General features: G+C 59.3%; 33 protein-coding genes and 1 tRNA gene. 8 read left to right on the top strand and 26 right to left on the bottom strand.

Annotated elements, in window-relative coordinates; genetic code table 11:
- The 24 genes from F2P46_RS31060 to F2P46_RS30945 all read right to left on the bottom strand — a co-directional run.
- Positions 1-769 (bottom strand): terminase large subunit (locus tag F2P46_RS31060; RefSeq protein WP_229509525.1); only part of this gene is annotated, 769 nt, incomplete at its 3' end.
- The gene (locus tag F2P46_RS31055; protein WP_166897733.1) at positions 726-1,196 is read right to left on the bottom strand and encodes a phage terminase small subunit P27 family; all 471 of its coding nucleotides are present in this window, start codon (positions 1,194-1,196) and stop codon (positions 726-728) included. The genes F2P46_RS31060 and F2P46_RS31055, both read right to left, overlap by 44 nt.
- A gap of 154 nt (positions 1,197-1,350) precedes the next feature.
- On the bottom strand, positions 1,351-1,677 hold the full coding sequence (locus F2P46_RS31050; RefSeq protein WP_166897731.1) for an HNH endonuclease signature motif containing protein: 327 nt from the start codon (positions 1,675-1,677) through the stop codon (positions 1,351-1,353).
- Between the two features lie 2 nt (positions 1,678-1,679).
- Positions 1,680-2,006, bottom strand: a complete 327-nt coding sequence (locus F2P46_RS31045; RefSeq protein ID WP_166897728.1) for a hypothetical protein — start codon at positions 2,004-2,006, stop codon at positions 1,680-1,682.
- A 153-nt stretch (positions 2,007-2,159) separates the two neighbouring features.
- Positions 2,160-2,324 (bottom strand): hypothetical protein, encoded by a 165-nt coding sequence (locus F2P46_RS31040; RefSeq protein WP_166897725.1) that lies wholly within the window; start codon positions 2,322-2,324, stop codon positions 2,160-2,162.
- On the bottom strand, positions 2,321-2,479 hold the full coding sequence (locus tag F2P46_RS31035; RefSeq protein WP_166897723.1) for a hypothetical protein: 159 nt from the start codon (positions 2,477-2,479) through the stop codon (positions 2,321-2,323). Before F2P46_RS31035 ends, F2P46_RS31040 begins: the two co-directional genes overlap by 4 nt.
- A 57-nt stretch (positions 2,480-2,536) precedes the next feature.
- Positions 2,537-2,677: a DUF2158 domain-containing protein gene (locus F2P46_RS38895; protein ID WP_368737977.1), complete on the bottom strand. Its 141-nt coding sequence runs from the start codon at positions 2,675-2,677 to the stop codon at positions 2,537-2,539.
- Positions 2,678-2,822: 145 nt separating this feature from the next.
- On the bottom strand, positions 2,823-3,044 hold the full coding sequence (locus F2P46_RS31025; protein ID WP_166897716.1) for a DUF2158 domain-containing protein: 222 nt from the start codon (positions 3,042-3,044) through the stop codon (positions 2,823-2,825).
- A 139-nt stretch (positions 3,045-3,183) separates the two neighbouring features.
- Positions 3,184-3,627 carry a hypothetical protein gene (locus tag F2P46_RS31020; RefSeq protein WP_166897713.1) on the bottom strand — a complete coding sequence of 148 codons (444 nt, stop codon included), beginning with the start codon at positions 3,625-3,627 and terminating at the stop codon, positions 3,184-3,186.
- Between the two features lie 139 nt (positions 3,628-3,766).
- Positions 3,767-4,195 carry a hypothetical protein gene (locus F2P46_RS31015; RefSeq protein ID WP_166897710.1) on the bottom strand — a complete coding sequence of 143 codons (429 nt, stop codon included), beginning with the start codon at positions 4,193-4,195 and terminating at the stop codon, positions 3,767-3,769.
- Positions 4,192-5,058 (bottom strand): hypothetical protein, encoded by an 867-nt coding sequence (locus F2P46_RS31010; protein ID WP_166897707.1) that lies wholly within the window; start codon positions 5,056-5,058, stop codon positions 4,192-4,194. The genes F2P46_RS31015 and F2P46_RS31010 overlap by 4 nt, the downstream gene beginning before the upstream one ends.
- An 87-nt stretch (positions 5,059-5,145) precedes the next feature.
- Positions 5,146-6,522 (bottom strand): replicative DNA helicase, encoded by a 1,377-nt coding sequence (locus F2P46_RS31005; RefSeq protein WP_166897704.1) that lies wholly within the window; start codon positions 6,520-6,522, stop codon positions 5,146-5,148.
- Entirely contained in the window at positions 6,519-7,637 is a 1,119-nt protein-coding gene (locus F2P46_RS31000; RefSeq protein ID WP_267875901.1) for a replication protein, read from the bottom strand. The genes F2P46_RS31005 and F2P46_RS31000 overlap by 4 nt, the downstream gene beginning before the upstream one ends.
- Entirely contained in the window at positions 7,634-7,939 is a 306-nt protein-coding gene (locus F2P46_RS30995; protein ID WP_208296840.1) for a hypothetical protein, read from the bottom strand. Before F2P46_RS30995 ends, F2P46_RS31000 begins: the two co-directional genes overlap by 4 nt.
- The gene (locus F2P46_RS30990; protein ID WP_166897696.1) at positions 7,932-8,303 is read right to left on the bottom strand and encodes a hypothetical protein; all 372 of its coding nucleotides are present in this window, start codon (positions 8,301-8,303) and stop codon (positions 7,932-7,934) included. The genes F2P46_RS30995 and F2P46_RS30990 overlap by 8 nt, the downstream gene beginning before the upstream one ends.
- A gap of 11 nt (positions 8,304-8,314) precedes the next feature.
- Positions 8,315-9,037, bottom strand: coding sequence for a hypothetical protein (locus tag F2P46_RS30985; protein WP_166897694.1), 723 nt, complete (start codon positions 9,035-9,037; stop codon positions 8,315-8,317).
- 9 nt (positions 9,038-9,046) lie between these two features.
- Positions 9,047-9,289, bottom strand: a complete 243-nt coding sequence (locus F2P46_RS30980; protein WP_166897690.1) for an AlpA family transcriptional regulator — start codon at positions 9,287-9,289, stop codon at positions 9,047-9,049.
- A 147-nt stretch (positions 9,290-9,436) separates the two neighbouring features.
- On the bottom strand, positions 9,437-10,303 hold the full coding sequence (locus F2P46_RS30975) for a hypothetical protein (RefSeq protein WP_166897688.1): 867 nt from the start codon (positions 10,301-10,303) through the stop codon (positions 9,437-9,439).
- 153 nt (positions 10,304-10,456) lie between these two features.
- On the bottom strand, positions 10,457-10,879 hold the full coding sequence (locus F2P46_RS30970) for an AlpA family transcriptional regulator (RefSeq protein WP_166897686.1): 423 nt from the start codon (positions 10,877-10,879) through the stop codon (positions 10,457-10,459).
- A 1-nt stretch (position 10,880) separates the two neighbouring features.
- Positions 10,881-11,210, bottom strand: a complete 330-nt coding sequence (locus F2P46_RS30965) for a hypothetical protein (protein ID WP_166897683.1) — start codon at positions 11,208-11,210, stop codon at positions 10,881-10,883.
- Positions 11,207-11,425 carry a hypothetical protein gene (locus F2P46_RS30960; protein ID WP_166897680.1) on the bottom strand — a complete coding sequence of 73 codons (219 nt, stop codon included), beginning with the start codon at positions 11,423-11,425 and terminating at the stop codon, positions 11,207-11,209. The genes F2P46_RS30965 and F2P46_RS30960 overlap by 4 nt, the downstream gene beginning before the upstream one ends.
- Complete coding sequence (locus F2P46_RS30955) at positions 11,422-11,814, bottom strand: hypothetical protein (protein ID WP_166897678.1); 393 nt, start codon at positions 11,812-11,814, stop codon at positions 11,422-11,424. The genes F2P46_RS30960 and F2P46_RS30955 overlap by 4 nt, the downstream gene beginning before the upstream one ends.
- Positions 11,811-12,056 carry a hypothetical protein gene (locus F2P46_RS30950; protein ID WP_166897675.1) on the bottom strand — a complete coding sequence of 82 codons (246 nt, stop codon included), beginning with the start codon at positions 12,054-12,056 and terminating at the stop codon, positions 11,811-11,813. The genes F2P46_RS30955 and F2P46_RS30950 overlap by 4 nt, the downstream gene beginning before the upstream one ends.
- Entirely contained in the window at positions 12,053-12,532 is a 480-nt protein-coding gene (locus F2P46_RS30945) for a hypothetical protein (protein ID WP_166897672.1), read from the bottom strand. The genes F2P46_RS30950 and F2P46_RS30945 overlap by 4 nt, the downstream gene beginning before the upstream one ends.
- A 469-nt stretch (positions 12,533-13,001) precedes the next feature.
- Between F2P46_RS30945 and F2P46_RS30940 the strand changes: the two genes are divergently transcribed.
- From F2P46_RS30940 to F2P46_RS30920, 6 genes are all read left to right on the top strand, one after another.
- Positions 13,002-13,295: an Arc family DNA-binding protein gene (locus F2P46_RS30940; protein WP_166897670.1), complete on the top strand. Its 294-nt coding sequence runs from the start codon at positions 13,002-13,004 to the stop codon at positions 13,293-13,295.
- Complete coding sequence (locus F2P46_RS30935) at positions 13,279-13,860, top strand: AlpA family transcriptional regulator (protein ID WP_166897667.1); 582 nt, start codon at positions 13,279-13,281, stop codon at positions 13,858-13,860. The genes F2P46_RS30940 and F2P46_RS30935 overlap by 17 nt, the downstream gene beginning before the upstream one ends.
- A 46-nt stretch (positions 13,861-13,906) precedes the next feature.
- Entirely contained in the window at positions 13,907-14,029 is a 123-nt protein-coding gene (locus F2P46_RS38345; protein WP_267875900.1) for a hypothetical protein, read from the top strand.
- A gap of 9 nt (positions 14,030-14,038) precedes the next feature.
- Positions 14,039-14,641 carry a hypothetical protein gene (locus tag F2P46_RS37165; protein ID WP_208296839.1) on the top strand — a complete coding sequence of 201 codons (603 nt, stop codon included), beginning with the start codon at positions 14,039-14,041 and terminating at the stop codon, positions 14,639-14,641.
- Positions 14,642-14,719: 78 nt separating this feature from the next.
- The gene (locus F2P46_RS30925) at positions 14,720-14,956 is read left to right on the top strand and encodes a DUF4224 domain-containing protein (protein WP_166897664.1); all 237 of its coding nucleotides are present in this window, start codon (positions 14,720-14,722) and stop codon (positions 14,954-14,956) included.
- A gap of 97 nt (positions 14,957-15,053) precedes the next feature.
- Positions 15,054-15,884 (top strand): HEPN domain-containing protein, encoded by an 831-nt coding sequence (locus tag F2P46_RS30920; RefSeq protein ID WP_166897662.1) that lies wholly within the window; start codon positions 15,054-15,056, stop codon positions 15,882-15,884.
- A gap of 226 nt (positions 15,885-16,110) precedes the next feature.
- Here F2P46_RS30920 and F2P46_RS30915 read toward each other — a convergent pair.
- A tRNA-Pro gene (locus F2P46_RS30915) sits at positions 16,111-16,187 on the bottom strand.
- 242 nt (positions 16,188-16,429) lie between these two features.
- On the opposite strand from F2P46_RS30915, the gene F2P46_RS30910 reads away from it, so the two are divergent.
- Both F2P46_RS30910 and F2P46_RS30905 read left to right on the top strand, forming a co-directional pair.
- Entirely contained in the window at positions 16,430-17,932 is a 1,503-nt protein-coding gene (locus F2P46_RS30910) for an ATPase domain-containing protein (protein WP_166897659.1), read from the top strand.
- Positions 17,933-17,946: 14 nt separating this feature from the next.
- Complete coding sequence (locus F2P46_RS30905) at positions 17,947-19,479, top strand: response regulator (RefSeq protein WP_166897657.1); 1,533 nt, start codon at positions 17,947-17,949, stop codon at positions 19,477-19,479.
- Between the two features lie 38 nt (positions 19,480-19,517).
- On the opposite strand, the gene F2P46_RS30900 is transcribed toward F2P46_RS30905, so the two are convergent.
- Entirely contained in the window at positions 19,518-21,734 is a 2,217-nt protein-coding gene (locus tag F2P46_RS30900) for an ATP-binding protein (RefSeq protein WP_166897653.1), read from the bottom strand.
- Positions 21,735-21,816 lie beyond the last annotated feature (82 nt).

Below are 21,816 nucleotides of genomic sequence, written 5' to 3'. Positions count from 1 at the left end.
AGCACGGACCGTTGCGCCCGCTGCCGGCGTTGGTAATCATGAAGATCATCGCCTGGCGCCTTGACTTGGTGCCGGCGCGCAGCATCTCTACAACGGTATTTGTCCGGTGCTCATGCAGCTCGTCAACTAGTGCGATGTGCGGCCGGGGGCCCGACTGGCCATCGTCGCTACTGATCGGCCGGAAGAACGCGCCCTGAGCGAGATAGGCCATATTCCAGGCTTTCTCACCCGTGCCGCTCTTGGTGATCCGCTTTGTGAGCTCCGGAGACTGGTCGCACATGGCCACCGCATCCCGAAACAGAATCATCGCCTGGTCTTTTTTCGTCGCGGCGCTGTAAATCTCGGCTCGCGGCTCCCCATCTGCGACAAGCCCCTTCATTCCAATGCCAGCCGCAAGCGGCGATTTGCCGGAGCCCTTCGCGGTCTCGACGTACGCCACTCGAAAGCGCCGATAGCCGTCATCGCCATGCCATCCGAACAGAGAACCGACTACGAATTTTTGCCACGGCAGCAGCTCGAACGGCACGCCTTCGAAGTCGCCGCCATTCAGTTTCAGCACGTTCCGGTAAAAGCGCTGGGCCTTGTTCGATTCCGCAAGATTCCAGACCAAACCGCGCTTGGCGCCCTCCGCCAAGTCGGCAAGATGGCGCGCGCACTGAGCGCGTACGTCTGGTCCGGCAACGCGCACACCGTCAACAACCGATTGCGCGTACTCCGTTACCGCATCATCCGAAGAACTCGGCGAGCGGGTCTGTTTTGTCTTCTTCATCTGGTGTCGCGTGCACTTTCGAGCGGGCAGCCGGGGTCAGGCCGAACTCCACCAGGTAAGACTTGAACTGCGCATCGGCAGCGCGGAGTTGATTGACGGCTGGGTTCCCCTTGATGAGGGTGTCGCCCTGCATCGTCGTCGTTGTATAGGTGCGGCCGTCACGCTCAATCAGCAAACGGCACTCCAAAATGTCTGTGTAGCAGTCGACTAGGCGCTCCAGCGCGAACCCGTCCGCTTCGGTGAGCACTCCCATTCGATCCAGCAGAACGGAAAGCCGGCCCCACGCAACTTTGCCGCTATCACCGAGGTGCGCTGGGCATGATGGGATCTCGCGCTTCGGCTTGGGCTCATTTTTCGGCAACCCTCGCTTTCCGGGATTGCCTTTTACCAACTTTAATGACGTTGGCGTGGGGCGTCGTCCGGCCATGATTTCGGTTCCAGAAAAAAAGTCTCATTTCGCGGGTGTGCGTATCGAGGGTGAGCGCGGTCCTGTGTGGCTCAATTCCCCAGAGTTTGGGGATGCCCCCATGGCAACATTTCTATGAATAATGTTGTTCCGTGTGAATGTTTCTCGCAGCGCATCATTCCGAGACTGGCCAGCCGTCTGGGCCGATTGTCACCACCGGCCGCTTCGTCTTCCCCTGCTCAGCTTCGGTCTTCACCTCGTGGCACGGTTCGCAAATCGCCTGGAGATTACTGGGATCGTCTGTGCGTGCGTCAGACCACCGCAGCGCCGCGCACTTGGCCTTGCTGATCACATGGTCGACTGCGTACGCGATGACGCCGTAGCGGCCCGCCTTGAGGCATACCTGGCACAGGCCGCCGTCGCGCTGCATCACTACCTTGCGGACTCGGTCCCATGCTGCGCCGTAGCCGCGCTCTTGGCGGGATAGCTTCGACCAGGCCATCGCTATGCGTACGCCTGGCCGCCGGCGCTGTGGTGCGCCATGTATGCGGCGTGTGCTGCCCCGGTGCGCTCACGCATCCATGCATCGAAGCCCGCAGCGCCGGGTGTGGTCCGCCTCTCGATGCGAATGTGCCCGCACTTCACCTCGGTAGCAAACTCGTCGTCAACCAGGTAGATGCTGCCGTCACTGTTCAGCGCGGCGCAGACGGCCTCGCCGGAATCCTCATCCGCAAAGATGCAGTGGGCCAACCATTCGCCGTTCAGGTACACATTGCCCGGCAGCATGGTGGCGTTGTAATCGGGGTGCTGCGGGTCGGCTGCGAGTCTCATGGTCTATCCCTTCGGTGGTTGATGGAAGTGCCACCGCCTGCTCTACGCGATTGCCTGCGATACTATGCAGAGGGAGACCGTAGCCATGGTTCATCGGTGACTGCACCCGCTATTGCGAGTCGCGCCGCTGGAGTGCGATGGCGCGCACAAAAGTCAGCGCACAGGCGTGACCGTGACGCCCTTGTTGATCAGGCGCTTGATCTGCGCCCAGTTCGGTTCGGTGCGGGTGAGCGTGTGGAACAGTGCGAGCGCGCCCAGGTACGGCATCAGCCACCATGCCTTATGCACCTTGATGCTGATGGTCGTCGTGTTCGTCATGGCTCGGCTTCCGGCTCGTTGTTGTGCGGGATCAGCGCCCATCCCAGTTGCCGGCGTATCTCGTCGGGCGTGGGCGGCGGCTCGTGTTCAGCGTGTGTGCGCTGGTCCATGGAGGCGCGCACCTTGCGCTTGTCGGGCTTGGTGGTATGCGTCATGGTGGCCTTGCGGTGTAAGCAATCGCATTGTTGGCAAAGTGCGATGCCGCATCCCGCTCAGCGGGCTCCGTAACATGTTAGGCATTCAAGATCGAACGCCCTAGTTACCAGTCCATCGTCACCCGTCCACTGGCACACTGCTTGGCCGTGGACGCTGGTGTCGCATACTGTCATCTCAGGCCCGCCAGAGCGCAGCATCACCTTATTTCCAGGCATAACGGAACGCAAATTGGGCGGCGAGTAACACACAACCAGTTGGTCGACGCCGAAAGCTTGTTGATTCATAATTCGTTCGCCCAATAAAAAACCGCCCGAAGGCGGCGCTTTGCAGTAGACCTGATATTTATGCGCGAGTGACGGTCAGCGGACCAGGGCGCTCAATAACTTCTTCCAGGATCGTTGCATCGAAGAGCTTCTCTTCGTGCTTGTTTTTCTCATCGAACCAAGAGCACACCGCGCCTTCTTCAGGGCCGCCATCTTCACTATAATCTGAGATTCGCACGACTGACATCTTCGGTCCGCCACTCTTCAGCCGCACAACCATCCCTTTTTTGATCTCTGACATATCGCTCTCTCATGTTTAAACGGAGATTAACTATATGCCTAAAAGACAACAGAATTATGGATAAAGTCGAATAACATAAAGCCCCGCTACCTTTCGGTGCGGGAATCAACGTGCTATTACTCACACAAGAGACGATAAACTACTTATTCTTAACAAGAATCCCGTGCACTTTTGCTCGAAGAGCCGCGCACACATGTTCGGCAATAACATCGAGGGTAGCCATGTCGAAATCAGGTTGGTACATCATACGAACCTCGCTGTAACCCGACACCCTCACATCGAAATAGCCATTTACTAACTTTGATTGAATGCCGACCGGCAACTCCAAACGATCATCGTTATCGAGAGGGAAGAAGGCACGAACCGTAAACGTCGCCCCACTACCTTCGATTTTCATGTCATTCTCGGAAAACGGAGTGGCAACATCACTATACCCAAATTGTATATATGAGTCAGGGGCATTAAGCAGTGCAGATACCCTGCTAACAAGTTCTGGCCCGAGCGAACGCAAATCTCGATCTCGCTGTGCGAGTTTCTTTGCGTTTTCGCTCAGAGCATGCCTCATTTCAGCATAATCATTCATGTCAGCCTTCCATCATTAAGGAAAGGCAAGTGTATCGTAAATGCTAGGGCTCCAAATGCAAAAGCCAGCGATCCGTGAGGAGGCTGGCTTTCTTCCATGTCATCTACGTACAGATGAGCAAGCGTAGCACAATATAACCCTAACCCTCCAATTTGGCAAGTGGATTAAATCGTTGCACCGCCCTGGCCTCTTCGGCGCGGTCCTGCGCCTCGATCTCGATATCGTGCAGGCCATCCATCACCGTCAAGTGCAATACATGCAGGCGGTTATAGACGGTCGACTCGCCGCATTTCAACTCCTGTGCGATGCGCTTGATGGTGAAATTGCCGGCCAGGTAAAACCACTTGGCCACCTCGTACTGTGCCGGGTTCGCCTTGCGGATAGAGATGATGATGCTCTCGATCTCCAGCGCGGCCGCAGCCTCGGTGATCGGACCAGCACCGCTGGCGCCGTGGATCTGGACCAGGCTGCAATAATTCGACTTCGATGGGTAGCCCATGCCGCCATCTTCACGGCGTTTGCACCAGGTTGACCACTCGATCATTCGTTTGTTGATGTACTCGATCATTCTGTTCCTTGTTCAGCGTGAGGGCGGCCAGCAGCAGTTCCGCGCAGGTAGGTGATCAAGTCCGCAAACGTCGGGCAGACTTCCTCGGCGCGGAATGTCCCGCCACTTTCGATCTCGCGCCGGATCGCTGCGACCAGGTCTTTTGGCGTGTTCCCGGCTATTTGCTTCGCGGTCGCCTTGGCCTTTCCCTGGAGACGCGCGGCCTCGACGTGCTCAGCGATGACGGCGCCGGCGCGCCCGCCGCTCTGGCGCACGATCTTGGCCGCGTTGCTCGCGCTGATCTGCTTCTCAGTGACGGCCAGCTTTACGTCGCTATTTGCGTCGGCCAGCACCAGGGCGTCGCTAACGTTCTGCACTGAGCGCCCGACCGCGTCCGCGATCGCGGATGACGTCCACCCCCAGCCGACAAGCTTGCGATACTGGGCCGATCGTTCCAACGGCGTCAGACCCAGGCCCTGCGAGCTGGTGATCAGGTGGATGACGCGCTCTGCATCGCCGCCACGGAACTGCTTCGCGCCCAGTTGGAAACCGCCCTCGGGCTCGCGGACGCCGGGCTCGGCCAGCCATTCGACTGCGGCGGCAACCCGGTGGTGTCCGTCGACCGCGATGATGTTGCCGTCTTCGATCCGGACCTTGATATCGTCGAGCTCCTGCCCGGCCCGCAGCGAAGCCTTGATCGACTCGACATGCTCGCGGTTGATCGGGCGATTGAACCCAGGTTCGAACTGCACCAGGCGCGGATCAACGCCCCAGCTTTTTACGGTCGACACGCCCGGCATGCCGCGCTCTTTCATGACCTTGAGCGAAACCGCTGGCTTTTCGCCGTCGTGCTTTTTGTGCGCTACCTGATTTACTTGGCTCATTTTGCTCTCCGGTTTTGGATAATTTCATTGTTGATGTACTGGATCATTTTTTCCCTAAAGGCGCAGTGTTGGCAAACGTGCATGGCCTCATCCATCGAACTTCGATCTGCGTGTCGATGTCGTTGTCGCAGATGGCGGCGCGCCACTCCATGGCGCGAACCTGCACGTTGGCCCGTCGAAAAGCATGGGAATGTCGCCCAGCGCGCCGCTCCGCTGTTTGCGAATCATCACCTCAGCGTAGCCGCGCAAATCGCTGTTCTCCGGATTGCGCATCTCCGGCCGGTGCACAAACATCACGACATCAGCATCCTGTTCAATCTCGCCGGAGTCGCGTAGATCCGAAAGAATTGGCCGAGCATCAGGTCGGTCCTCCGACTTCCGATTCAGCTGCGCCAGCGCGATCACTGCGACGCCCAGGTCTTTGGCTAATGCCTTGAGGCCGCGCGAGTACGAGCCAATCTGGTCGCTGCGCTTGTCGCCCTCCCCACCGGTCATTAGGCCAATGTAGTCGACGATAATCACGTCGAGCCCGTGGCGGCGCTTCCATGCCTTGGCCTTCATCCGCAACTCCAGCAGCGTGATGGCGGCGGTATCGTCAATGGCAAAGCGCAGTTCATCCAGTCGCATGCAGCCGGCTGTGACACCATCCCAGGCCAATTTATCGTTCGCGTCTATTCGCCCCATCACCTTGGATAGCGCCACACGTCCGCGATTGGACAGCGCGCGGCCGGCGATCTCCTGGCTACCCATTTCAAGAGAGAACATCAGCACGCTCTGTTGCTCTGCAAGCGCCAGCCCGATGTCGGCCGACAGCGCCGTCTTACCCATCGACGGGCGTCCGGCGACGATAATCAGCTGACCGGGACGCAGGCCGCCGTTCATCATTTGGTCCATCGCTGGGATGCCGGTCGACATCGCACTTTCCAAGCCCTCGGCACGCTGCGACACACCCTCGATGAAGTCGAGCAGCACCGCACTGATCATGCGCGGCTCATTGCGTACGCGCCGTTCGGCCAGGGTTGAAACCATCGTTTGCATCTGGTCGAGCACCTGGTCAACGCTCCGCCCCTTGGGGTGGTACGCCAGGTCCGTGATCTGGTCCGCCACCCACAATGCGCCGCGTAGTGCCGAGCGGTCGACGACCGTCTTGGCGTACTGAGCCACATTAGCGGCGCTAGGAACGCTTTGTGCGATCTGGTTGAGGTACGGAGCCAACCCATCGGTGATCGGCCCGCCACGGCCTTCTAACGCGGCCCAGACGGTCATCACGTCCGCAGGCTGCCCCTTCGAAATCAGTTTTTTGACCTCGCCGAAGATAGCCTTGTGATCTTCACGGTAGAAATGCTTGTCCTGCAAATCGCCGATGCGGTCGATGGCGTCATTGCTGCGCAGCAGGGCGCCGAGCACTGCCTGTTCGGATTCGATCGACTGTGGCGCGGTCGCTTGGATGTGGTGGTCGTTCATTTTGCCTTCCGTTCGTGCTGGCCGCTTGTGGCATTGCTAAAGCCCTTGCGGCTGATGAGAAAATCGAATCCGACGCCAGGCGGCAGGCTCGTGTTGTCGCGCACCCACGGGAAGTAGCGCTCTGTGAATCCTGGCTTTTGAGAAAACGTCACGAAGCTCCGAATCGCCGCAGCGCGGGCGCCGACAAACGGGGCCATGGGCACCACGCCGAGCTGCTCGCCAAGCGCATCGTTGAAAAAACCGATGACAGCCTGCTCGCAGGCCGAGTATTCGACCTGGATCTCGTCACGCCAGCCCTCGGCGCCCAGCCAGCTCGCCGGGTACGGGATGAACTGCGGGTCTGTCCACTCGCCCGATGTCATGGCCCGCTCGAGGCTGGACAGGATGTCCGCCAGGAGCTGCTCGTCGGGGTTGAGCTTGGCAAACGCCTTCTCGGCCGCTTTCCGCGACTTCTTGCGGGGGTAGGCTGCGTAGAACCGTGCAAAGCGGTTTTGCAAATCGTCGCTCGAACCTGTCGTGGCCCGGCCTTGTCGGCCTGCTGAGGTCCTGCTTTCGGATTCGCGTTCCGCTTGCGGAGCGCAAGATCTTTTCTTTTGTTGGTTGTCTTTTGAGGTTGTCTTTTGTGTGTCCCGAATTGGGACTAGCAAGTGTCCCGAATTGGGACTAGCAACGTCCTGATTCGGGACATGTCCCAATTCGGGACAGGTGTCCTGATTCGGGACTACTGAATCACGGTTTTCGCCGTCTTCCAAATAATCGACCTGTCCCAAATCAGGACTAGCTGCCGCCGACCTCATGTGCTGCATCGTCACCCACTTCCGATGATCCTTTTGAACGCCGATGATCGAACCGAATCGACCAGGGCGTTTAGTGATCACCCTGCGTACCGCCAGCAAGTTCAATGTTGACGTGACGTGCTGGCGCGCGACATTGCACATGTCGCCGATCTGCGACGCCGAGATGTCGTCCTCCTTCTTACGGAAACCGTAGGTTTTGCGGATGATCGTGAACAGCACCGACTGCTCGCGCAACGAAAATCCGAAGCCCAAGATGGCCTCCATTAATTCGTTGGCGATCATCAGATAGCCATCCTCGGTTTGCGGCGACGCAGTCATACAGTTGCTGCGCCCTCTGCCGTCATGCCCGCTGCGCATTCGTCGTGAGGCGCTGGCGCAGCCACAAACAGGTGGCCGTAGCGTTCCAGGCTCGCGTACTGGCTGCATTCGTCGCCGGTGATCGTCGGGTCGGCATACTGCTGCCCTACTCCCTCCGGCGCCAGGATGCGCACGCAGCTGATGCACTTGGGCGTCAGGTCACCAATCGAGCCATCGCACTTGGCAATGTCGGGACGCGCCACCAGGCCGGCTGAACGTGAAGCTGCGCAGATGTCCATGACCACTCTCATTTCCTTATGCATGGCTGCTCCTTGGCGTGACTGGTGAAGGTGCGACGGGCGATTCATCCGTGTCAGGCGTTGCCGTGCCACCGGGCTGCCATGGGCAATCTGCCCATGCAACCACGGTGTCGATCTCGCGCGGCATCAAAGTCTTCTTGCGCAGCTCGTGTGGCTCAGCGCAGCACCGTCGGTCATGGCGACGAGTGTCGGTCAAGTAAGGTGCCCGGACCATCACTGTCTCGTTGATTTCGAGAATTGTCGTCTCGGTGCCGCTCAGGTGCGCGGCGTCGCCGGTGAGGTTCTGCCAAATGCACAGGTCGCCGACCTTGAGCGGGCCGTAGGTGCGCTGCTCTAATTTCATCTGTAAGAGTTGCTGGAGATTCATCGTTTGCTCTCTCACTTCGAAATTTCTACCAGCGCATCGTCAAGCACGCTGATGTGATAGGAACCGACGCGGCCATATCGCCCGTCGCCAACCTGGTCGATGGTGATGCCGCGCGCCCTGCTGAGCGCCGTCGCTTTCCGGCCGAGCTTGCCCAGCTCGATTTTGCTGAGGCCCAAGTCCCTAAAAAGGGAATAGCCGAGCGCTGTGAACGACTGCACGCTTGCGACTGCGGCGATCTGATTAGCCTCGATGCGCTTGATGCTCTCGGCCTGGGCCGCGAGTTCAGCAGCGTGCGCGGCCTGCTGCGCCTTGATGGCCGAGCTTTCGAAAAGCAGTGCCACCAGCGCGCGATGTTCGGGCGACAGGCTGGCCATAGGGTCCGCGACGCTGGCCTCCAGCCGGGCCAGGCGGTCATACACCTTAGTCTGGACTTCGAGCGATTCGCTCATCACCATAAGTTCGGCTTCGCGCTTGGGGAGGTAGTAGCACTTGAGACTACGGCCGGTACTGTCCTTGTACTGACCTAAAAATTTAGGTGAGTCGATACCTGGATGCTTTTCGATCTTCACCATGAAGTTGTCATGCCGCAGTTCGGCGCGGCCAAGGTCACGAACAGAGTTGATGAGCTCGACCAGTTCGATGCTCGACATCGTTGGAACGCTAGGTTCCGAAATGACGGTGCGCAGAGTCCCTGCGCCGGCCGTTTGCACGGCAGCGTTGCGAGTGGTATTCATTTGGGTTCCTTACGCTGCGAGTTGGCGTGCTGCCATGAGGCTGCTGACAAGTGACTTGATGTCGGCCTCGTCTTTCCCGGCGATCCGGGCATTGATGATCTTGTCGATCTCGTCAGCAGGCCAGCCTACGGCGCGTGGGCCAAGGCTTACAGGCTTTGGCAGCAAGCCCTGCGATACGTGCAAATAGATGGTTGACTGGGCCAGGTCGAAGACCGCTTGAAGGGCGGGGAGCCGATGGATTACACGTGCCATGATTTAACTCCATTTAACCCCGTTGAGGGGCGATGGAGTGATCGTGCCGTACTATTCTCGCGGTTGAAATCCTCCGGCTAGGAGCGCATACACTGTGCTGCTACAGCGCACGCTCTCCTTGAACGCCGTGCCTTTACCTTGATCGAGTTACGCTGGTCTAGGTGAAGGTAACGAGCGCTTAAACTCCGAAACGTATTTGCTAAGCACCCGAAAGGACAATGGGAAGCGTCCAATGAGCAGACTTGCCGCATCGTCATTACCGACGCCTGGGGAAATATTGCCAAGCCAATACGTTTTCACCTCTTCCTTAAGAGAACGGGTTTCAGCATGAGCCGCGTAACTCGCCTTACGTGCAGTCTCGGATCGGACCAACGCCGCTATGTCCTCCGTTATTTCTACCTTGTCGTCGTCAAGATCTTCCCGCATCACTTTCGAAAATTTTCGCTGCCAACATGTCACCGCTTCAGCCAGCACGTCAATTCCCTTTGGTATATCACTGGCAGCGAATAGCGCGTTCGCTTCGGCGAACCATAAGATTGTCATGCATTCCATCGCCACATAACGATTGGGAATTGGCGCTTGAAAGCGCGTAGTTAACGCATTATAAATTTCAGACCTGAAGAGCCCAGGTGTGTAACCTTCCACAAGCGTCTCAGTGCGCCCATTTCGTTTGCCGTACTCGTCGGGCATACACTTTTGACGGTTCTCAACATTGTCGATGTAAACATCATTATCTATGAGCTTCTGCATAAGGAACGCCCCATGCATTTTCGCGTACGAGAACATATGTGAGGCACACGCGAGTATAGATTCCGCCTCTTTGCCAAAATCTTCTTCGAAGCGACTAGCCATACGGGATGCTAAGCCGCCGGTCTCTGTGCCAAAGCGGGAAAAGTCTTTAGGTACCGGAATCGCAACAGGCATCTCCGCACAGAGCAACGCCGCAGTCGCTTCGACTCCTGACTCTTGCATTAAAATGTCAAACTTTCTGTAAAATTCTTCTTCCGATTCCATATTAGCTACCTCTAAAAAATAGTCGTCGACTCTTCATTATTCAAAGCCCCCCCGCGTCGATCTGGCCTTTAAGGGCTCCGCAGCCCGTCAGGGAACGGAAGTTCAGGGATCAGCTTAGGGCTGGCGGAAAATTTTACGACAATGTGATTGCGATCAGTGAGCTCTGTTTGCGGGATCGATTGTCTTAAGCGCCCGCACTTGATTCGCAGATTCGAAGCTCGTCAGCGGGCTAACTGCACCTTCCAGAAGCTTCGCAGCCTCTTCCAGCGCCGCACATCGGACTGTTGCGAGCATACGTTTTAGTGCCTGCTCGTCGATAATTGTGGGACGAGTAGTACCAAGGGAAATTACGCCCGCAAGATTCAGTCGCGCCTGCTCACGCAGCTCGTCAAGAGCAGCGCCCACGTCACGGATATCCGCACCGAGTGGGCTACCAGACATCTTCACAGGGAACTTTCCGAGGGACCTGTGAGTGTATCCAGTGGCCGTGCTCATGCCCAGGGCGTTACACACCTCCTCAATATTGAGGCGCGGCTTATTATAGATTGCGAGCAACATGAATTCAGTTTTTGTCACTTCATACACCTCTCTGCTGTGGTTGACTTTTATCCAGATCCATTTTGCGCTCTCTTTCCATGAGTTGTCGAAATGCTGCCTCTGCTGCATTTCCCACATCTTGCACCAGCCCCATTGCGTGATAGAGCGCGAGAGCCATGCTTACGTCGCGCGTAGTATCGCCAGCGGCAAAGCCGTGGCCGGTCGTCAGACCGTCGCCTCGCCCCTCCGGTGCGCGTTCAAGCGAACAAAGAACGCGAACACAGTCAATGATCGCTAACGCCGCAGAGGTCTTATCACATGCGGCATCGAGGTGCTGCATCGAATCAGATTGCCGGAAATTTTTGTTCATGTCGCATCTCCGGTAATGACTTTCAGTGTCGGCCGGACGTAGCGCGGCCTGCTTGCCTCTTTCATTGATACCGCGACGTCTAAACAAAAGCCCTGGAGGTCCTTATTAAGGGCGCGATACGTCGCCAGCATCAGCTTTTCATCAGGGGTCAGATTGACTGCATGAATCGCGCCCATTGCCGCCAGCTGGCCTGGCCCCTTTGTCAGCTCGCTCATGCTGCACCTCCGCAGGAGTTCGATGTGCTTGGGGAATCAGCGCCAAGCGCCTCGCTCAACCGGAAGTCAAGCTCCTGAAGAAATTGCGCCTCGACCGCCATGTGCTTGATCAGAGCGCCCAAGCTCATCATCTGATGCTTGTTGAGGCCGCCTCTGTCGGGGCTTAGTGCGGCGTGGGCAATGACCTGGCCCAACGCCTCCAGGCCGTTCATCAATTCCGAATTTGCGTTGGAAGCGTGCATGCTCGCCGCCTCCGCGACCAAGCGCTCGTCGGCCGTCAATTTCGAGTGCGACGAGAAATCGGTCGGCAATTTGTTCAAGAGGTAGCCCAGCTCATAGGGTGCGCGCTCAACGAAGTTAAAGTGAGGATTGGGGACGCGAGCATTCATGCCTCTCCTCCTTCCAGTGACGATCCTGGCTCGTCGGCGTGTGCTCCAAACTGAGCAAGAACGCGGGCATGCCCGGCTGCGCAGCGCACAAAGTAGCTCACCGTGTCGTGAATCTTGTGCGTTTTCTGGTCTGGGCAGTCCATCGGATCGAGAGCATCCAGAATAGCGTCCATCAAAATGCCGAGTTCGTGTCCGTGCTGCTGGATCATGGCAACGTCGATAGCCTTTACCATGGAGCTCATACGCTACCTCCTTCTATCGCTACCAGCTTTGCCTGCATTTCACACTCTTCGGACTCAAGGCAGCCGGCAGCTTGTTCGGCCAATTGACGCGTCAATTTCGCGAGGGGCAAAAGTGGACGTCGGTATCGGTCGGCCTGGTCCCCAAGCCCATGAATTTCGATGAGCTCCACGAGCGCATACACCGCTGGCAGGATATTGTCATTGATGAAGCTCGCACCTATGGCTGCCATGTCAACAGCGTCACGAGCGCGACCAATGGCTACATCGCGCAGTGGGTTCGCCACGTCATTCCGCTTGCTGCTCTTGACCGCAGCGCTAATTTCCAAGCGCCAAGGATGGGCCGTGTCATAGCCACTGGCGCCGAGGTAGCGGTCCAAATTCATCAACGTCTGAAGCGGCGCCGCGACGCAGGCAGAGTCAGCGCCCGAAAAATGTTGACTGTTCGGTACCGCTGCTTTAGTATTTGCTTTGTTCATGTGTTTCTCCAAGATGCACTGATCCATGCGGCCCCGGATGCTAGTAACATCCATGGCCACAACCCCTAGTTCCGCTAGGCCGGTTGGTAAGACGAGAGGGGCAGCTGGCAGGCTGCCCCTTGTCACGTCTGGGCGTCGTTTTACGTAAGCGTGTTTCCTCCTTGGCACTTCGCCAATCTAGTGTGCTTCTGATTTTTTCGTTATGCCTGCGTTAAATCACTTGCGCGCTGCCGCTCAAGCATTTCCACGATCCACGAGTTGAGGCTACGGCTCGGCACTTGCGCTTTTGCTGTGGACTTTGCCCATTCCTTAAGGTCTGGTGGCAATCGAAGGGGTGTAGTGCATTGTTGCGGTTTCTTTGGCATGGTAGCCGGCCTCAGCAGATGATGATTCATTCTGACATCTACAGCAAGTAGATGTCAAATTGATTCTTTGCGAAACGCCAAAAAGAATTACATACTTCCCGTTTATGAGCCCCATCAAGCAGCCCAACAGTTTCCCGCTTCGAATGCCCGACGAACTTCGGGTGCGGATCGAGGCGCGCGCAGCCGCCAGCAGTCGAAGTGCGAATGCAGAAATAGTGGTGATGCTTACTGCGATGCTGGATGCGGAATCCAACTTGGCTGGAATTCCGACAGACGTACTTGTTCCTGCGGCGCTCGAGCGCTTGGGCGCGAAGGTGCATATCGTCGTGGCGCCGGACGTGGCGATAGCGGCGGGGATCAAAACGAAGCAGACGCGAAAAAATGTCAACAAGGCCTGATTACAGTTTGCCGGAAACGGGTTTCGTCCGTCTGAAGCAACTGGTGCCGCACATCATCCCGTTTAGTGCATCGACACTTTGGCGCAAGGTAAAGGACTTAGAGTTTCCGGCACCGATAAAACTTTCGCCTGGCGTAACTGCCTGGCATGTGGCCGACGTGCGTCAATGGCTTGAAGCGCACGGTGTTGAAATCTCAAAACTTTCAGCCTCGTCCCGTTCCCGACTAGATTCCGCCGACAACGCCGCGTCAGCTGCGAGTGCAATTAAGCCGAGTCCGTCGAGCTCGGCAAAGACTAGAGCCCTTCAGGCCCAGCTGCAGGACGACAGATTCTGGGAGGCCGAACTGACCAGTGAGGTGAAAGCATGGCGCGACTGCGAATCGATCCGGGCTTACGTAACAGCCGTCTTGGCCAGAGCATCGGCGAACGGCGAACCGTTCAACCAGGAACTACAAGCATGGGCACAGGCAGCACTTTCGGTGGCGAGCCGCCTCGACCCCACTCCTTCCCGGATTGCGGCGCCGCTATCCGGGACACGTCGGCGGAGAAGACTTGGAGGCCAATGAGGCCCCCTAGGCGACGTTGGTGGACATGGACAGCCCTAGGCCAGCAATGGCGCGACTGGCGGCGCAGCGCGCTGCGGATCACGCTGACTACGAAGTCGTGCACGACGTGGCGCTGCAAGTTGCGCTGGCCGCCAATATCCAGCCTAAACGCGCGAAAGCGCCGAAGTAGCCATCTTCGATGAAGGCCGACATCTTCCTAGCGATGAAATACGAGCGACTCGTGATGAGGCTGGATGAGGTATGCCACGAAATCGGGGCCGAGATTGGGACGGTGCGCAACAAGATGAGCGCCGGGACATTCCCCATACCAACTCGTAAGGAAGGGAAATACGTGGTGGCCGATGTGCGCGACGTCGGTAGCTACCTCGACCGATGCAGAGAGGATGCCGTGCAGACCCATGGGCCGTCGACTTTACCTACAGCAGAGTACAGTCACGATAATCCGAACACCGAGCAGTTGGAGGGAACTATGGCCAAAATTTCTGACGAGGACATTTCACGTCTCGCTAAAGCAGTGGCGGACTTGGTGGGAAAACGAGTAGCCTTGGTTGTGCCAGGGTCGCTAGATCTGTGGGATACCAGCGACGTCGCCACCTACCTTAAGCGATCCGCAAACACCGTTCGCACCGACATAGTTGTGCAACCAAGCTTCCCTAAACCAATCCGGTTGCCAGGTACAGCAAAGCCGCAAGCACTGTACAAAGCGCGCGAGGTGGTACAGTGGGCGGAGAGCTTTCAGCAGCCGTCCAAAGCCCGCAAGGCGGTCGGCAGGCCGATCTGATCGAGCCAACTAACAATGAGCCGCAAGCAGATGGAGCGTGCGCACGAATGATTTGAACGGCACAAAGAGAGTGCAACGATGGCCAACATGTTCCTCACGGAGGACGAAGTGGTAGAGCTGACTGGGCGAACGCAACGCGCGGCTCAGAAGCGGGTGCTGAACTTCATGGGCATTGTGAGCCGAGAGCGACCAGACGCCAGCCTTGCGATCTTGCGATTACACGTTGAGGAAAGCTTCGGGGGGGGCGAACACCCCAAAAAAGATGCGCCGACCAGAGCCGCAGATAAACTGGGAGGGCGTGAATTCCACACCTAGGCGTAAACCGTAGGCTGCTGTCAGCCGCTGCCTCATCCACATGGCTGAAGCGCTCAATGCTCGCTACAATCAACGCCTACGACTTCTAAGGACAAGTATGCCTTACCCGATGCATATCCTGCTCAACGACTTCGCGATTAGAAGCTTCCGGGAGACAGCAGACAAAGATTACGTCGCTGCAAGGATGGCTTACCGAGCGCGGCTTATTCAGCCGTTTCTGTGGTCTTCCCTGCACTGCCTGGAAAAGTACATCAAAGGCATCCTGGTACTCAATCGAGTTAAGACCCAAAACATGGGCCACAGCGTACTTCCCGGCATCGAGAGGATGAAGCAGCACGGCAAGTTCGAACTCGATCTTAGTGTCGATACTGTCCAGTTCATCAAGAAACTCGAAGAGTATGGAGCAGAGTATCGTTACTACGAGGTCTCCTATGAGACCCAGCCATTCGATGTTATTCGATTCGACCGTGCGGTTTGGGAGCTCAGAAGGTATTGTCAGCCACTGGACTACGACATCATCGACCTGAGCGGAAAGACGGTGAACTTTTTGGCCATCGAGCTTGAACGCATTCATCAGGCGAAGGCGAATCACGAAAAGGGAACATGCATCATGGGAGGCTTCCTGGAAGATATCATCAAAAAGAAGGATCATCCAGCGCGCGAAGCGCTGATATGGAACAACCTGTTCTTTGGTCCGTCACGACGCAAGCGCGTGAAGATGCAATCAAGGTGGGAATCAGGTAGCTCGCCGTTCTTCTTGCATCCCCAGATCATCGACGAAGTGCTCAAATACGCCTATATACCGGGTAAGATCGCCGAGGGCGTGCGCCAGTTCGCGAGGCAGAAGGCGGCTGAGGAGGTCAAAGCCGAGCGGGATGCCAAGAAAGCTGCGAGGGCCACAGCCAAACAGTCTGGAAAGAAGGACTGAAGGAAAATTCAAATTACTCCTAAAAGGTACCAGAGCAACATTTTGTACGACCGTCGGGTTGACTCCACTGACCATCGGACACCATATCTCAGGTCAAGTGTGAGCTACTACGAACATAACAAAGTGATCCGTTAAGGCACGCCTTAAATCTAAGGCACCTGTAAGGCACGAAGCAGAAAAACAAAAAGCCGGCATGTGCCGGCTTCCGCTAAGTCATTGATTTTATTGGTCGGGACGGAGTGATTCGAACACTCGACCCCTTGCACCCCATGCAAGTACGCTACCAGGCTGCGCTACGCCCCGACGAGTTGCGAATTATATCAGAGCATCTTGCGTTTTTGTGACACAAAATCGTACCTCGCGCGTGCGGCCGGACGCACCTTGCGCTGCCTCAAACTCCTCCCAGAAATACGCCTTACCTGTCTACAACCCTACTAGCGGTTTGCTTCCGTACAGAACTACGACCCCATCCGCATTCATGTACTATTTCTCAAACAGTGTTGCAATTTACGAAATTTACGATGAGAAAAACGGAGATTCCCTCCATGGAAATTCAGAACAGCGACACCAGCCGCTTTCTTTCAACCGGCGTCCCGGGACTGGACACCATTCTCGGCGGCGGCCTCACCAGCGACCGCCTGTTCCTGATCGAAGGCGAGCCCGGCACAGGCAAGACCACGCTCGCCCTCCAGTTCCTGTACGAAGGCGTGCGCCGCGGCGAATCGGTCATCTATATCACCCTGGCCGAAACGCGGGTCGAACTCAAAGCGGTGGCGCAGTCGCACGGCTGGTCGATGGACGGCATCCACGTCGAGGACATCATCCCCAACGAGAACATCCTCCACCCCGACCACCAGTTCACCATTTTCCACCCGTCCGAAATCGAGATGGGCATGACCACCCAGCGCATCCTCGACACGATCGAAAAGTACAAGCCGACCCGCGTCGTCCTCGATTCGCTCTCCGAACTGCAACTGCTGGCCGAAAGCCCGCTGCGCTACCGCCGCCAGGTGCTCGCGCTCAAGCAGTACCTGTCCGGCAAAGGCTGCACCACCCTGTTCCTCGACGACCGCACCGCCCTCTCCGGCGACCTGCAGGTGCGCAGCGTGGCGCACGGCGTCATCACGCTCGAACTGATCAACCAGGACTACGGCTCCGAACGACGCCGCGTGCGCATCGTCAAATACCGCGGCATCGCCTTTCGCGGCGGCTCACACGACTATAAAATCGTCACCGGCGGCCTGGTGGTGTTCCCGCGCCTGATCGCCGCCCACACGCGCGTGCACACCGAACGCAAACGGCTTTCGAGCGGCATCGCCCAACTCGACACCCTGACCGGCGGTGGCCTCGATGAAGGCACCAGCACCCTGCTCTCCGGCCCACCGGGCACCGGCAAGTCGTCGCTGTGCGCCCAGTATGTATATGCGGCCACGCAGCGCGGCCAGAAAGCGGCCATGTTCCTGTTCGAGGAAGCGGCCAACAACCTGCTGCTGCGCTCCACCGGCCTCGGTATCGATCTTGAGGGCGCGATCGAGCACGGCCTGCTCACCATCAAACAGATCGACCCGGCCGAAATGGCGCCCGGCGAATTCATGCAGGCGGTGACCGACGCCGAAGCCGGCGGCGCGCGCGTGATCGTCATCGACAGCCTCAATGGTTTTCTGAAGGCCATGCCCGACGAGCGCTTCCTCGCCACCCACATGCACGAACTGCTGACCTACCTGGGCCAGCGCGGCGTGGTCACCATCCTGGTCGGCGTGCAGCCCGGCCTCATCGGCGGCAGCATGAGCACCACGGTCGACGCCAGCTACATCGCCGACAGCGTCATCATGCTGCGCTACTTCGAAGCGCGCGGCAAGGTGCGCCAGGCCATTTCGGTGTTCAAGAAACGCGTCGGCCTGCACGAGCGCACCATCCGCTTGTTCTCGATGAGCAGCAAGGGCATCGAAGTGGGCGATGTGCTGACCAACTTCCACGGCATCCTGACCGGTGTTCCCACCTTCGACGATAGCCAGTCCCACGTGCTGTTCGACGACGAAAACGGATAAGCGAAAAGCAGCCTATGGAAAAGCGTATCCTGATCTACGCCCCGACCGGGCAAGACGCGGTGCTGGCGTCGAAAATGCTCACCCTCGCGCAAGTCGACAACCTGGTCGCCGAAAACGTCCAGAAACTCGCCGAAGAACTCTTGATCGGCGTCGGCGCCGTGCTCACGGTCGAAGAAGCGCTACCGAACGGCGGCATGAAAGCGCTCGGCGAATTCGTCCAGCGCCAGCCCAACTGGTCGGACCTGCCGATCGTGCTGCTCACGCACCGCGGTCCCGACTCGCTCAGCGTGCGCCAGGCCATCAGCGCCCTCGGCAACGTCACCCTGCTCGAGCGCCCGGTGCGCACCCTAACCCTCATCACGTCGCTGCAATCGGTGTTGCGCGCCCGCGAAAAGCAGTACCAGGTGCGCGAAACCGACCGCCGCAAGGATGAATTCCTGGCCAGCCTCGGTCACGAACTGCGCAACCCGCTCGCGCCCATCCGCACCTCGATGAGCGTACTCAATCACCTGTATCCCGACCAGGCGCCCGTCAAGAAGGTGAGCGACGTGATCGAGCGCCAGGTCGTCCATCTCACCCGGCTGGTCGACGACCTGCTCGATGTGGCCCGCATCAACAGCGGCAAGATCGAACTGCAGCGCGACTACACCACCTTTGCGCAGGTGATGGAACACGTCACCGAACTGTGCTCGGCCGCGGCGGCGAGCAAGCGCATCAAGATCGACGTGGCCATGCCGCCGGGCGACGTGGTGCTCTACGCCGACTACGCGCGCGTGGTGCAGATCGTCGCCAACATCGTCTCGAACGCGGTCAAGTTCACGCCGGCCGACGGCTGCATCACTGTGCGCGGGCAGGTCGAATTCGGCGCCCTGAACATCTACGTCAAGGATACCGGCATCGGGCTCGAAGCGGCCGCCATCGGACGCATCTTCTTCATGTTCGAGCAAAGCCGGCCGCCCTCGGGCCAGATCGCCAGCGGTCTCGGAATCGGTTTGAGCCTGTCGCGCCAGTTCGCCGAAATGCATGGCGGCAGCGTGCACGTCACCAGCGAGGGACTTGGCAAGGGCAGCGAGTTTGTCGTCACCCTGCCGGTGGTGACCGAAGCGCGTCCGGCCATGGCCACGTCCATGGCCGACGTCATCGGCTCGATCGACCGGCGTCCCAAGGTGCTGGTGGTGGACGACAACCGCGATGCGGCGGACTCGCTGCAGGCGCTGTTCGAAATGGAAAACTGTAACGTGGCCACCGCCTACGACGGCTTTGAGGCGGTGCAGGCGGTGGAGCAGGGCATGCCCGACATGATCGTGATGGACCTCGGCATGCCGAGCATGGACGGTTACGAGGCGGCGCGCCGCATCCGCTTGAAACCCGGCTCGCAGTCGGTGCTGATGATCGCCCTGACCGGCTGGGGCCAGAGCGACGCGCGCCAGCGCACCCTGGACGCGGGCTTCGACCATCACCTCATCAAACCGGTCAACTTCGACGACATCAAGCGCCTGGCCGACGGCCGCCTGGCCAAGGCGCAGGGCTTGCGCCTGATCGGGTAGGAGTCTGCGCGGCAGAAGCTCGTCGGCCGCGCAGACTCCTAGCCGGCCGTTTTCGCCAGCCGCGGCGCCTCGAGCGCCTCCATCAGGCGCGCCATGTCCACCGGCTTGACCAGGTGCGCGTCGAACCCCGCGCCGAGGGCGCGTTCGCGGTCGCTGTCCTGCCCATAGCCGGTCAGCGCCACCAGGCGCACCTTGCTCGTTGCCGGGTCGGCGCGCATGCGCCGCGCCACCTCGTAGCCGTCGATGCCGGGCAGGCCGATATCGACCAGCGCAATATCGGGGCATGCCAGCGCAGCCTTACGCAGGCCGTCGACGCCATCGATGGCCGTGTCGACCCGGTACTGCTGCGCTTCGAGCATCATGGCCATCATCTCGCGCCCGTCCTCGTTATCTTCGATCAGCAGCACGCGCTGGCGCGACGAGGGCGCCGGCGCCGGCACGCTCACCTCGGATTGGGGCGCTTGCACGCGCGGCAGGCGCAGCTCGAAACTGCTGCCCAAGCCCATGCCGGCGCTGCGCACGTCCGCCCTCCCGCCATGCATCAGGGCCAGTTGGCGCACCAGCGCCAGCCCCACGCCCAGGCCGCCCTGGGCGCGGTCGAGCGGGCGCGCACCCTGCACGAACAGGTCGAACACATACGGCATCAGCTCCGGCGCGATCCCGATGCCCGAATCGGACACGCACAGCACCGCTTCCTCGCCTTCGGCCTTCACGCTCACCGAAATCGTGCCGCCGGCCGGGGTGTATTTGAGTGCGTTGTCGAGCAGGTTCGAAACGATCTGCTCCAACCGGGTCGGGTCGCCATCGACCCACACCGGCGCGCTATCGACGCGCAACTCATGGCGCGCCGAGCGTTGCGAGGCGCGCAGGGTGGTCATGTAATTGTCGATCACCTGGTCCAGGCGCAGCGCGCTCCGCTCCAGCAGGATTTTCCCGGAGTGAACCCGCCCCATGTCGAGCAGGTCGTCCACGATGCGGGTCAGGTGCCCGCTCTGGCGCGTGATGATCTCGCGCGCGCGCTCGCTGGCGGCGGCCGGCATGCCCGGATGAGCCATCACGCCCGTCGCGTTCACGATCGCCGCCAGCGGGTTGCGCAATTCGTGCCCCAGCATCGCCAGGAATTCATCCTTGGCCCGGTTCTGCTGTTCGGCCTTGGTGCGCGCCTCGTGTTCGCGCTCGAACAAAATCTCGCGCTCGGTTTCAGCCGCAAGGCGCGACTGCTTTTCCTGCTCGACCACCGCCGCCGCCGCCGCGATCGCGGCCTGCACCTCGTCCACCTCGGCCACGCCCGAGACGTCGCTGCGGGCCACCTCGCCGCTGCCGCCGAGCGCATGCGCCGAGCGCGCCACCTGGCGGATCGAGCGCGACAGCCGGCGCGCAAAGAACACGGCGGCCACCGTGGCGCAGCACACCGCCGCCGCCAGTCCGATAATCGACACCATCAGCGCGCCCCGCGCCGCCGATTCGATTTCGGCTTCCGGCACGCCCACGGCCACCGTCCATCCGGACAGCGCCGAGCGTTCCAGCACCGTGTACAGCTTCATATTGTCGTCGCTGGCGTTGCGGATCACGCCGATGGTCTTGCTGCGGATCGCTTCGCGCAGGTCCGGGCGCGTTTCGCCGCGTCCGCTCGCGCCGCCGCCGTAGGTTTGGGCGATCGTCATGCCATTGCGGTCGTACACGCCGGCCAGCCAGGTCGGCGGCGCGTTCACCTGGGTCAGCACGCCGTTGAAATGGTCGATCTTGAAACCCTGCGCGATCACGTAGCGCATGCCATCCGGCGTCGTGACCGGCACGTCCACCACCACCAGCAAGGCTTGCGTGACGACGCCGCGAATCAGGTTGGAAATTTGCGGCGTGCCGGCGCCCAGCACCTGGGCCACGCGCTGGGCCGCGTCCGGCTCCGGCAAGGGGGTGCCGAACGGCACCGCGGTATTGATCAGCTGCTGCCCGCGCTCGTCGAGCAGCGCGGTCCAGGTGGCGCCCACCTTGTCGGCGAAGCGCGCCTGCTCGTAGAAGCCGGCCAGGTCGCCGCGCGCCAGGTGCGGCGAGGTGGCCAGCATGCGCACCGCGCTCTGGGTGTTGGTCAGTTCGCGGTCGATGCTCACCAGCGAGATGCGCGCCGTTTCGCGCACGCCCTTGAGCGCCGCTTCGCGCTCGGCCTTGAGCAGCATGTTGAGCGAAATCGTCGAGAACAGAATGACCGGAATCAGGATCGCCGCGACCATCAGCGCGAGATAAGCGCGGATTTTCATGGCACCGGCGTCAAAAGACTGTTCATGGAATGCTGCGGCCTTTGAAAAGCGGGAGAAGTGGCAAAATGGCGTACGATTGCAA

It is taken from the genome of Massilia sp. CCM 8734, from assembly GCF_011682155.1.
Lineage (GTDB): Bacteria > Pseudomonadota > Gammaproteobacteria > Burkholderiales > Burkholderiaceae_D > Telluria_A > Telluria_A rubra.
Note: the sequence above shows the minus strand (reverse complement) of the source record. Positions and strands in the feature narration are given on the sequence as shown.

Excerpts from the sequence above, each read along its gene's own strand:
- F2P46_RS31055 (WP_166897733.1), bottom strand. The coding sequence starts at position 1,196 with ATGGCCGGACGACGCCCCACGCCAACGTCATTAAAGTTGGTAAAAGGC.
- F2P46_RS31050 (WP_166897731.1), bottom strand. The coding sequence starts at position 1,677 with ATGGCCTGGTCGAAGCTATCCCGCCAAGAGCGCGGCTACGGCGCAGCA.
- F2P46_RS31045 (WP_166897728.1), bottom strand. The coding sequence starts at position 2,006 with ATGAGACTCGCAGCCGACCCGCAGCACCCCGATTACAACGCCACCATG.
- F2P46_RS31040 (WP_166897725.1), bottom strand. The coding sequence starts at position 2,324 with ATGACGAACACGACGACCATCAGCATCAAGGTGCATAAGGCATGGTGG.
- F2P46_RS31035 (WP_166897723.1), bottom strand. The coding sequence starts at position 2,479 with ATGACGCATACCACCAAGCCCGACAAGCGCAAGGTGCGCGCCTCCATG.
- F2P46_RS38895 (WP_368737977.1), bottom strand. The coding sequence starts at position 2,677 with ATGCTGCGCTCTGGCGGGCCTGAGATGACAGTATGCGACACCAGCGTC.
- F2P46_RS31025 (WP_166897716.1), bottom strand. The coding sequence starts at position 3,044 with ATGTCAGAGATCAAAAAAGGGATGGTTGTGCGGCTGAAGAGTGGCGGA.
- F2P46_RS31020 (WP_166897713.1), bottom strand. The coding sequence starts at position 3,627 with ATGAATGATTATGCTGAAATGAGGCATGCTCTGAGCGAAAACGCAAAG.
- F2P46_RS31015 (WP_166897710.1), bottom strand. The coding sequence starts at position 4,195 with ATGATCGAGTACATCAACAAACGAATGATCGAGTGGTCAACCTGGTGC.
- F2P46_RS31010 (WP_166897707.1), bottom strand. The coding sequence starts at position 5,058 with ATGAGCCAAGTAAATCAGGTAGCGCACAAAAAGCACGACGGCGAAAAG.
- F2P46_RS31005 (WP_166897704.1), bottom strand. The coding sequence starts at position 6,522 with ATGAACGACCACCACATCCAAGCGACCGCGCCACAGTCGATCGAATCC.
- F2P46_RS31000 (WP_267875901.1), bottom strand. The coding sequence starts at position 7,637 with ATGACTGCGTCGCCGCAAACCGAGGATGGCTATCTGATGATCGCCAAC.
- F2P46_RS30995 (WP_208296840.1), bottom strand. The coding sequence starts at position 7,939 with ATGCATAAGGAAATGAGAGTGGTCATGGACATCTGCGCAGCTTCACGT.
- F2P46_RS30990 (WP_166897696.1), bottom strand. The coding sequence starts at position 8,303 with ATGAATCTCCAGCAACTCTTACAGATGAAATTAGAGCAGCGCACCTAC.
- F2P46_RS30985 (WP_166897694.1), bottom strand. The coding sequence starts at position 9,037 with ATGAATACCACTCGCAACGCTGCCGTGCAAACGGCCGGCGCAGGGACT.
- F2P46_RS30980 (WP_166897690.1), bottom strand. The coding sequence starts at position 9,289 with ATGGCACGTGTAATCCATCGGCTCCCCGCCCTTCAAGCGGTCTTCGAC.
- F2P46_RS30975 (WP_166897688.1), bottom strand. The coding sequence starts at position 10,303 with ATGGAATCGGAAGAAGAATTTTACAGAAAGTTTGACATTTTAATGCAA.
- F2P46_RS30965 (WP_166897683.1), bottom strand. The coding sequence starts at position 11,210 with ATGAACAAAAATTTCCGGCAATCTGATTCGATGCAGCACCTCGATGCC.
- F2P46_RS30960 (WP_166897680.1), bottom strand. The coding sequence starts at position 11,425 with ATGAGCGAGCTGACAAAGGGGCCAGGCCAGCTGGCGGCAATGGGCGCG.
- F2P46_RS30955 (WP_166897678.1), bottom strand. The coding sequence starts at position 11,814 with ATGAATGCTCGCGTCCCCAATCCTCACTTTAACTTCGTTGAGCGCGCA.
- F2P46_RS30950 (WP_166897675.1), bottom strand. The coding sequence starts at position 12,056 with ATGAGCTCCATGGTAAAGGCTATCGACGTTGCCATGATCCAGCAGCAC.
- F2P46_RS30945 (WP_166897672.1), bottom strand. The coding sequence starts at position 12,532 with ATGAACAAAGCAAATACTAAAGCAGCGGTACCGAACAGTCAACATTTT.
- F2P46_RS30940 (WP_166897670.1), top strand. The coding sequence starts at position 13,002 with ATGAGCCCCATCAAGCAGCCCAACAGTTTCCCGCTTCGAATGCCCGAC.
- F2P46_RS30935 (WP_166897667.1), top strand. The coding sequence starts at position 13,279 with ATGTCAACAAGGCCTGATTACAGTTTGCCGGAAACGGGTTTCGTCCGT.
- F2P46_RS38345 (WP_267875900.1), top strand. The coding sequence starts at position 13,907 with ATGGCGCGACTGGCGGCGCAGCGCGCTGCGGATCACGCTGACTACGAA.
- F2P46_RS37165 (WP_208296839.1), top strand. The coding sequence starts at position 14,039 with ATGAAGGCCGACATCTTCCTAGCGATGAAATACGAGCGACTCGTGATG.
- F2P46_RS30925 (WP_166897664.1), top strand. The coding sequence starts at position 14,720 with ATGGCCAACATGTTCCTCACGGAGGACGAAGTGGTAGAGCTGACTGGG.
- F2P46_RS30920 (WP_166897662.1), top strand. The coding sequence starts at position 15,054 with ATGCCTTACCCGATGCATATCCTGCTCAACGACTTCGCGATTAGAAGC.
- F2P46_RS30910 (WP_166897659.1), top strand. The coding sequence starts at position 16,430 with ATGGAAATTCAGAACAGCGACACCAGCCGCTTTCTTTCAACCGGCGTC.
- F2P46_RS30905 (WP_166897657.1), top strand. The coding sequence starts at position 17,947 with ATGGAAAAGCGTATCCTGATCTACGCCCCGACCGGGCAAGACGCGGTG.
- F2P46_RS30900 (WP_166897653.1), bottom strand. The coding sequence starts at position 21,734 with ATGAAAATCCGCGCTTATCTCGCGCTGATGGTCGCGGCGATCCTGATT.